The organism is Herbaspirillum lusitanum P6-12 (genome assembly GCF_000256565.1).
In the GTDB taxonomy this organism is placed as follows: domain Bacteria; phylum Pseudomonadota; class Gammaproteobacteria; order Burkholderiales; family Burkholderiaceae_D; genus Herbaspirillum; species Herbaspirillum lusitanum.
On the sequence record NZ_AJHH01000134.1, the window covers coordinates 1 to 1832 of the forward strand.

Here is a 1832-nt window from a genome sequence, read left to right on the forward strand (position 1 = left end):
CCCGTTTTGCTTTTATTTTTCTTGTGCGTCAGCATACCGCAGAGCCGGGCGCTTTCGTACTGTTTGAGAAAATAGCCTCATGTCATTCCGATAACGAACGCAGATCGTCGACCGGCTGCGTGGGCGCGGATGGCGTCGAGTTGCGGGCTGATCTGGCTCGATACGGTCGGGCCCTGGATGCCGTCGGCGACGTCGGATTGCACCGTGATGGCCCACTCGCGATCTTCACGCCAGACCACGCCCGGCTCCCACGCCAGGCTCACGCGCGCGACCTGCGCCAGCGGCACGCTCTTGCCGCTCGCGGTCGGGATGTTGGCCTGGTTGAGCGCGTCGATGGTGGCGCGTTCTTCCAGCGGCTGGCGCACCAGGATGTCGATGAGCTTGTCGTTCTCGCGATACTGGCCGACAGCGGTCCCGGTCAGCAAGGTATTGACAGTGCGCATGACGGTCTGCGAACCGATGCCGAGCACGCGCAACTTGTCCTGGTCGAGATCGATGCGCAAGGACTTGACCGATTCGTTCCAGTTGTCGTTGAGGCCGATCACGTTGGGATTGCGGTTCATCACCGTCTTCACCTGGTCGGCAATGGCGCGCACCTTGTCGACCTCGGTGCCGGTCACGCGGAACTGCACGGCGTACGGTACCGGCGGCCCGCTCGGCAGCAGCTTGACGCGATCAGGATCACCGAGTTGCGGATGATCATGCCGAACAAGGCGATCACGCCGAGTTGCGCCACGAAACCGAACGGACGATGCAGCACCAGCAAGGCCACCGCCGCGCCGGCCACGCCCAGCGGGCCGGTCAGGAACACCAGCATGGCGCGCGAGAAGCTATGCAGCTGCAGCATCAGCAAGGTGAAGATGATGAAGATCACCAGCGGCACGTTGGCCGCAATCGAATCCTGCGCCTTGCTGCTGTCGGCTGCGGCGCCGGCCAGTTCGATCGCATAACCGGCCGGCAGCCGGGCATCCTCCGGTTTGCCGCTGCGAAGATTGGCGGGAACGGCCTGCGCCATCAGTTTGGGATGAGGCAGGTTCAGGTTGTCCATGTAACCGACGAAGTCGTGCGCATCCGCTTCGCCGCCAAGGCGAGGATTGAAGCGACGTTCTTCGCCCACGCTGGTGACGGTGATGCCGCGGTAGTCATGGGCAGGGTAGAGCAGGCACTCATCCGGCAATGTCAGGATCTGTTCATGTACCGATCGAAACAATTGCAGGGGACTGCCTTGCTGGAAATCGGTACGGCCGCAACCGCGAATCAGCAAGCTGTCGCCGGTGAACGCCATGTGTTGACCGTCCAACACATAAGTCAGGCAACCGTTGGTATGGCCGGGTGTGGCGCGCACCTCCAGATAACGGCGTCCGAACCGGATACGATCGCCATGACCGAGCGGCAGGTCACTGAACATCGCGCCGGCGACGGATGCCAATGCAATCCGGCTGCCGCAGCGCTCGTGCAGCCACCACGCGCCGGTCACGTGGTCGGCATGGACGTGCGTATCGAGCGTTGCGAGCAGCTTGAGGCCCAGTTCATCGAGCAAAGCCAGGTCACGCGGCGCCTGTTCGAATACCGGGTCAATCAGCAAGGCCTCATCCCGATCGCCCAGCAGGTAAGTGTAGGTACACGACGCAGGATCGAAGAGTTGTCGAAAAATCATTTGTCATCCATGGTCGGGAAATCAATCGCCGCGCTTGGCCACCAGCGCGCCTTCGATCTGGTGCTTCGCCAGCGAGGCGGCGACGAAGCCGGAGGCTTTCAGGTCTTCCACGAAATCGGCAAGATAGCGCGCGGCGGCTTCACCGGCTGCGGAGAAGCTGCCGGCCTCGGCGGAG

1 protein-coding gene and 1 pseudogene are annotated in these 1832 nt (G+C 62.6%); both read right to left on the reverse strand.

Annotation, left to right across the window (positions count from 1 at the left end; all coding sequences use genetic code 11):
• Positions 1-122: 122 nt before the first annotated feature.
• Positions 123-677, reverse strand: a pseudogene (locus HLUSI_RS0104700) (efflux RND transporter permease subunit); the annotation flags it as partial.
• Positions 617-1657 carry an efflux RND transporter permease subunit gene (locus tag HLUSI_RS26995; RefSeq protein ID WP_016832880.1) on the reverse strand — a complete coding sequence of 347 codons (1041 nt, stop codon included), beginning with the start codon at positions 1655-1657 and terminating at the stop codon, positions 617-619. The pseudogene HLUSI_RS0104700 and the gene HLUSI_RS26995, both read right to left, overlap by 61 nt.
• Positions 1658-1832: the final 175 nt, after the last annotated feature.

Coding starts and splice junctions, on each gene's coding strand:
- HLUSI_RS26995 (WP_016832880.1), bottom strand. CDS start 1,657: ATGATTTTTCGACAACTCTTCGATCCTGCGTCGTGTACCTACACTTAC.